Origin of the sequence: Aetokthonos hydrillicola CCALA 1050 (assembly GCF_017591665.1) — a bacterium.
GTDB lineage: Bacteria > Cyanobacteriota > Cyanobacteriia > Cyanobacteriales > Nostocaceae > Aetokthonos > Aetokthonos hydrillicola.
Map to the genome: position 1 here is coordinate 39,884 of NZ_JAAKGC010000057.1, position 6,986 is coordinate 46,869.

The 6,986-nt window shown below is 41.4% G+C and carries 4 protein-coding genes and 1 pseudogene; 4 read left to right on the forward strand and 1 reads right to left on the reverse strand.

The window, feature by feature from the left end; genetic code table 11:
• The 3 genes from G4P69_RS24170 to G4P69_RS24180 all read left to right on the forward strand — a co-directional run.
• Window positions 1-1,601 (forward strand): IS200/IS605 family accessory protein TnpB-related protein (locus G4P69_RS24170; protein WP_208351745.1); only part of this gene is annotated, 1,601 nt, incomplete at its 5' end.
• Between the two features lie 311 nt (window positions 1,602-1,912).
• Complete coding sequence (locus G4P69_RS24175) at window positions 1,913-2,371, forward strand: MarR family winged helix-turn-helix transcriptional regulator (RefSeq protein WP_208346390.1); 459 nt, start codon at window positions 1,913-1,915, stop codon at window positions 2,369-2,371.
• A gap of 45 nt (window positions 2,372-2,416) precedes the next feature.
• Window positions 2,417-3,751: an SCP2 sterol-binding domain-containing protein gene (locus G4P69_RS24180; RefSeq protein WP_208351746.1), complete on the forward strand. Its 1,335-nt coding sequence runs from the start codon at window positions 2,417-2,419 to the stop codon at window positions 3,749-3,751.
• Window positions 3,752-3,984: 233 nt separating this feature from the next.
• Here the strand turns inward: G4P69_RS24180 and G4P69_RS24185 are convergent, their stop codons facing one another.
• Window positions 3,985-5,586 carry an NCS2 family permease gene (locus tag G4P69_RS24185; RefSeq protein ID WP_208351747.1) on the reverse strand — a complete coding sequence of 534 codons (1,602 nt, stop codon included), beginning with the start codon at window positions 5,584-5,586 and terminating at the stop codon, window positions 3,985-3,987.
• A 178-nt stretch (window positions 5,587-5,764) separates the two neighbouring features.
• Here G4P69_RS24185 and G4P69_RS24190 point away from each other — a divergent pair.
• Window positions 5,765-6,986 (forward strand): annotated as a pseudogene (locus G4P69_RS24190) (hypothetical protein); the annotation flags it as partial.

Here is a 6,986-nt window from a genome sequence, read left to right on the forward strand (position 1 = left end):
TGGCATTTTTGGATGCAATGGCAACCAAGTTTGGGGTGGTAGAGCGTACATCTTATGCAGCAATTAATAGAGGAGAAAAGATTAATGCTGCATTTGAAAACGAATTACAACAAGGGTTTGGATTAAGTTCGCAAGATGTCCGAAATGCAATTACTAAGGCAGAGGGTAATTATAAATCTCAGAAAGAACTGATAGGCGATTATATTAGCCAAACAAAAAATGCTATCAGTTCTATAAAGGGGACAATTAAAAAGCTATCAGAAAAGCTTAAAAAGCTTCAAGAGCAGGGTAAAAAGAAACCAAGTAAGCTAAAAGCTGAACAAAAATTAAAGTTTAGTCTGCACCAAAAACAGCGTAAACTGGCAACCAAAGAAGCATTGCTATTGCGTCTAAAGGAGATAGAGGAATCAGGAAAATTCTCGGTTGCATTTGGCTCAAAAAAGCTTTTTAAGTCGCAATTCAACTTAGAAGCAAACGGATATTCAACTCACGCCGAATGGCTTGCAGACTGGAGAGAGAAACGCTCTAACCACATCTTTTATGTAGGCGCTAACCGTTTTGCAAGTGGTAATTTATTGTGCCGGCTAACAGCAGAGGGACAGTTAACCATCAGCGTTCCCCCTTGCTTACAAGAACAGTTTGGTACTCATGTTACTGCAACAGGAGTGTTTTTCCGGTACGGACAAGACTACATCAATGCAGCACTGACACCGAAAAGATTTGAGAGTACCAGCAAGAAGACTCTTAAGGTATCCTCTCGTATTGGAACAGTTGCACCTTTGACTCATCTTCTCATTAGAAAAGATGGGCAATGGTACTTACACACCACTGTTGAATTGCCAGAAGTACCATTACAATCCCACAGAAAAAACGGGGTATTGGGGGTAGATTTCAACCCGACCTCTGCTGATTGGGCAGTGTGTGACTCCCAAGGAAATCTTAAGGCTAGTGGTATAATAGCGCTTAATATTCAAGATAAATCAACGGATGCAACTAAAGACGCAATAGGTAAGTTATCTGCCCAATTGGTACGGATAGCTGAATCGTTTGAAGTACCAATTTGTATTGAGAAATTAGACTTTTTCAAAAAGAAAGCATCTTTGAAAGAAAAATCAAAGAAATACGCCAGAATGCTTTCTAACTTTGCGTATTCTAGTTTTGCAAAAATGTTGGAAGCGCGATGTCAAAAAATTGGAATAGAGCTTATTAAAGTTGAACCTGCTTTCTCTTCAGTGCAAGGTTTGACAAAGTTTATGGCGATGTACGGGTTAAACAGTGGGGTAGCTGCTGCTCTAGTTCTAGCCCGTCGAGCTTTACGGAAATCTGAGCGCTTACCTCGCGCTCTCCATGTCGCCCTAAAGAAGCCAGTGGATAGCTTTAGGCACGTGTGGAAAGCATGGAGCGAGGTGAGCAAGGTACTGAACACAAGAGGACGTAAGAACCGGCATGTGTTCTATACCAGCAGAGAGGAGGAGGCTAACAGCCTCATGCAGGTCACGCTCAAGAGTCTTGCCAATAACTACAAAGGGAAGGGTAGGGCTAAAAAGCAAGGTGTAAGCCACTTGCAAGTTAAGAGCCTGTCTCTTAACGCTTCAGGGTGAGACTCCCTGACTCAAGTATCTCCGGTGCGCTTGGAGGTGCGGCTGTGATGAATTTAAGCAGCAATGCCTAAGTTTACCTAAGTTTTTGATAGCGCTCAGAGTTCTGTTTTCTACGACACAAATTTTTGTGGAGCGATCAAAATTGCTCCGTTCTCATATAAAATAAAAGCACCAGCATAAAGCTGGGGCTTAATATCAAGCGTCAAACTAAAGCTGATTTGATTTATACGATATCCTCCCTTTAATATAGGTGGTTGCCAAATTGCCGAGTAATATTGACATAATAAACGAGTGTATATACACTTAATTTCATGAAAGACCGGACCACTCAGCTAGCTTCGCTCAAAAAAGTTAAGGATACTTGTACATGTTTTAATCTACGCAAGGCATCTCGCGTGGTCACACAGCTATTCGATGAGGTATTGCAACCTAGTGGATTGTTGGTAAATCAATTCACTCTTCTTACAGCAATCAGTTTAGCTGGCTCAGTGACGATCACACATCTAGCCCAAGAATTAGTTATGGATAGAACAACTCTAACACGCAACCTTAAACCGTTAGAAAGACAAGGGTTTGTCCAAATTCAGCCTGGTCGAGATGGGCGTGTACGAGTTGTTAGCCTTACAGATAAAGGAGAGTCAACTTTGAGAACAGCATTACCCTTGTGGGAGATAGCGCAAGGTCGTGTGATAAATGAATTGGGACAAGAACGGTGGAATATGCTGTTATTAAGTTTGTCCAATACCGTTTCTTTGCTAAATAGCAATTAAATTTTTTACGAAAAAAGTGTACATACTCATAATTGAGGGAGATATATGCCTAAGTTCGATAACCATCCAACAGTGAAGCGCTTTCGTGAAAGAAATGAGACTCCCAAGAATTCAAGTGTTGTTGATGCTAATTGGTTACGCAATCTTTGTATAGAAGTTGGAGCAGATGATGTTGGGTTTGTAGAGATTGATCGATCAGAGATTGCTGATCAGCGCCAAGAGATTCTAACAGCCTTTCCCCCAACAAAAACACTGCTAAGTTTCGTATGTCGGATGAACCGGGATAACGTTCGCTCTCCAGCGAGATCAGTAGCCAATACAGAATTTCACAGTGCAGGAAATGAAGTCAATCATATTGGACGTGAAATTGTGGCTACACTTGAGCAGCAAGGTATTAGAGCTTTAAACCCGGCGATGGGTTTTCCTATGGAGATGGATCGGTTTCCGGGTAAGATTTGGGTTGTTTCTCATAAACCCATCGCGGTAGCTGCAGGTTTAGGTCATATGGGAATTCACCGCAACGTTATTCATCCGAAGTTTGGCAACTTCATTCTACTGGGAACGATTTTGATAGATGCTGAAGTCACAGAGTATCACAAACCGATAGACTACAATCCGTGCCTAGAGTGTAAGTTGTGTGTGACAGCTTGTCCTGTGGGAGCTATTGGAACAGATGGTCACTTTAACTTTTCAGCTTGCTACACACACAACTACCGAGAATTTATGGGAGGGTTTACTGATTGGGTAGAAGATGTTGCATCTAGCAAAAATGCTCACGATTACCGTCAAAAAATGAATTCTGGTGAATCAGCATCAATGTGGCAAAGCCTTTCTTATGGAGCAAACTATAAAGCAGCTTATTGCATGGCTGTTTGTCCAGCAGGAGAGGATGTAATCGCTCCATTTTTACAGAATAGAAAAGGATTTATTCAAGAAATTGTTCAACCCTTAAAAGATAAACAAGAAACTATCTATGTCGTACCTGGTTCAGATGCTGAAGCTCATGTAAAGCAAAGATTTCCTCATAAAAAAGTGAAACAAATTGCTAATGGCTTGCACCCTACTTCTATCAAAGGATTTCTGCGTGGGTTACCGCTAACATTTCAACGCAATCAATCATCAGGGTTAGATGCAATTTATCACTTCACTTTTACTGGTGACGAAGAATCTATTGCGACGGTAACTATCAGCAATCAAACGGTTCAAGTCCAAGATGGTCATGTGGGAACAGCTAATATTCATCTGATTGCTGACAGTCGCACTTGGTTGAGGTTTCTAGCTAAGGAAGAGAATATCGTTTGGGCACTTTTACGAAGAAAGATTCAAATTAAGGGAAGACTGCGATTACTTCAGGCTTTTGGAAAATGTTTCCCTTTATAAGCTAAAAAATACCCCCGTAAGATTTTAATCAATTTTACCAGACGGTCTTATGAGTATATTTACTCAGGGCTTATAAGGCTCAATTTCTCGTTAAATTATTGATACTATTCTCAATATTATTGAGAATATACCTGAATTATTGCAAAAATTCAGGATTTTTCTTTTGATACAAAAGTTAATATTTAAATAACTAATGAATTTTTAGTAAATTTTAAGTTTGGCTTTTCATACGATTAATCGTTTTTATGTTCTTGATGATGGCGTGTTTGCCATGCAGTGTAAAAAAAGACAATTGCCAGTAAAATGTAGCCAACTGCCCAAGATGCACCAGTTCCAAAGCCTAAATTAACAACGGTGTCTGCTACTGTCCAACGATAACTATGCATCAAACCAACCCAGGAGAGAACAGCAGCACCAATAGACCAATAGGCAGCTTTACGGAAATCTCGCTCAATAATGTAAACTGTAATCGCAGCTAAAATCATAGCTGAGAAAATAAACCCCTGCTCTAGAGCAAAGGCACCATCAATATAGGTATCACTTAACTTAAACTGGGAAATCAAAGCTGCTGTAAAGGGCTTTTCTGGTGTGCCTAAACCTGCTGCTCGTAAAGCATTTTTAGCAATCAAAGCACCCCAACCTGCAATTCCTGGCAACAAACCCACAACAACAGCTGGGGTATGGTGAGAAGGTGTCGCAGTAAAACTTTGAGCCACAATCACAATGCCAATCCACAACACAATTGCCATTCCTGCTTCAACAGGGACAAAGTAAGCAAGGATTGCAACAGTTCCCGTAAGGCATAGCAAACCCATAATTATGCCATTCAAAATAGAGTATCCAACTCTTGCGCCTAAAGCTTTCCAGCCTGGGTGACCAATATAAATGGTGGTTGGAAAACAGGAACCACAAATAGCTGCTACGATGGTGCCAATGCCGTTAGCTGCAAGACTTGGCGCGACAGGATATGTATCTCCAGCCGCTTCAGCACTCTCTAAATTTTGCAGGCTACCAACAAGGTTAAAAAGCCCCATTGGTAGAATGATACTAAAATACTCGACTAATACTGAACGACTGTTCCACAAATCCCCTAACCATAAACTTGGTAAGTAAACACCAATAGGTTGGAGTGCAGCAACGAACTTTGTGTGATCCCAACTCACCAAACCTGTTCCCCACGCCAGAACTATTCCAAGGAGAACAGCTATTAAGCCACCAGGAAGGACAAATCGAACTTGTCCAAAATAGGTGATGAGAATAACGCCGAGGGGAACCAAACCAACGACGGGACTGGCAAAAGTCCGAAACAGAAAGCCAATAGCAATAAAGGTAATTGCAATACCACCCAAAGTTGAAAGCATCGCTGCACGAGGAACAAGACGACGCAAAGGATTGCCAAATGATGCTCCTACTAATTCTATTAAGCCTGAACCCAAGCAAGCTACTAAACCAGCCTGCCAAGCTAGGTTAGCTGCTTGTTCTGATGATGCACCTTGCGCGATCGCCGCCAACCGAACAGGTAACATCACCAAAAACACATAAGCAAACAAGCTCACGGTATTGATACCATAAGGCAAGGCAGTTATATCATCTCGCTGTTCCTGTTGCCCTCTTTGGTAAGCTAACCAACCATAATAAAAGTTACCGACAATTAAGCTTAAGGCAACTCCTGGCAAAATACGCCCATAAACTAACAACGCAGGAAAGCCAAGCACTCCTTGACACAAACTAACAATTAACAGAATTTGAATAAAGTTGTCGAGAGCCAGCCCAAATAAACCATCTATGTCTCTGCGAACAAACCAACGGGGAGCCTTGGGTGTTACAATTTCCATCTTCTATTTTGGCTTTGACGTTTCTGTGTTTAAGATTAGCCTATTCCGACAGTGATTATATTTGTAAGCGAGTGTGATACGACTTAAGCTGTTAGCGAAGCTATCGCTTAGAGCCTAGTGGCAAAGCAGAAGCATACATAATGTAATATAAGAATAAGTAACAAGGCGGAAGGTTTCTGTGCTCCTACCTAACCTGGAATCTATTATTAGTGCTATTACTGGCTTTACCAGCCCAATTATTAAAGATAAGCTTCAGCGCAGTGAAATCGTCGTTCAATTATTAAAGCAGTTTAAACTGGATCCTGAACATCCCCCTGCGGACTTTAGCGGTGTTTATGTCTATGCTTTGGTAGAATACGGGCTCGGTAAGCCACAACCAATATTAGAACTTTTTCGAGCAGAACAAATCAAAGAGGCTTTCCGTAAAGCATTTGACAGCAACAAACCTTCTATCGTTTTATCTGAAGTCGATACTTTTATTGAAGGTTACGCTACGGGTGATGAAATCAAAACCTTGGGTCTTGATGTAAAACGTGAGATAGGTCTGTTTTACGTTACTTTTTTGGAGATTGCCAAACTTAGCCGTACACCTGCTGAAGTTTTAACCAATCAAGCGATCGCGTCTTTACATAAAAAAATTGCAACCCTAAATGAACAGCTTGAGAAATTACCAACACTTGAAGGGATTAGCACGGAAATAGCAAGATTGGCTAGTCAAACTTCCCAAGCGCTTCCAGAGGGTTCATCTCACGAAAAGCAATGTCGTGCAATTAAGCTAGCTCAGAAGATGCGTGGTTGGTTTGAAACCTTGGGTTATCGCTTTGAGAAACATGAAGTTTGGGAAGAGGAATATTTTGAATGGATCGTTAATATCCAAGGAAGACGAGGATATGACCGCATCTTGGTGCGTGGTATAGAAGGTGAAGCTGGTGTTAAAGATGTTTCAGCTTTGCGTGAGCAGACACAGATGCAACGTACTGATGAAGGGTGGCTTGTGAGTGCGCGTCGTATTTCACGAGCAGCACGGGAACAAGTCAATCAGGACGATTACAGCAAAGTTTTCTGCTACACTTTTGACGAACTCATAGACCAAGACGCTGATTTTAGCAATTATCTTGATTGGTTAGAAACAGAGGTAAAACGTCGAGGTATTGATACTAAGTACGTCCCCCTTGCTTGTACTAAAGAAGAAATTGATCCTGTTACCAAACGCCGAATAGCAGTAAGTCGTTACGAAGAGGAAGATGGTTGGATTGATGGTTACATTGATCGTTGGTTAGACGATCCAGCTAAAGAGCATATCTCGGTTTTGGGAGAATTTGGCACAGGGAAAACTTGGTTTGTCTTTCATTATGCTTGGAATGCACTGCAAAGTTATCGTGATGCTCAAAAACGGGGAG

What these genes read in the sequence shown, in the direction of transcription:
- G4P69_RS24175 (WP_208346390.1), top strand. Translation starts at nt 1,913, where the DNA reads ATGAAAGACCGGACCACTCAGCTAGCTTCGCTCAAAAAAGTTAAGGAT.
- G4P69_RS24185 (WP_208351747.1), bottom strand. Translation starts at nt 5,586, where the DNA reads ATGGAAATTGTAACACCCAAGGCTCCCCGTTGGTTTGTTCGCAGAGAC.
- G4P69_RS24180 (WP_208351746.1), top strand. Translation starts at nt 2,417, where the DNA reads ATGCCTAAGTTCGATAACCATCCAACAGTGAAGCGCTTTCGTGAAAGA.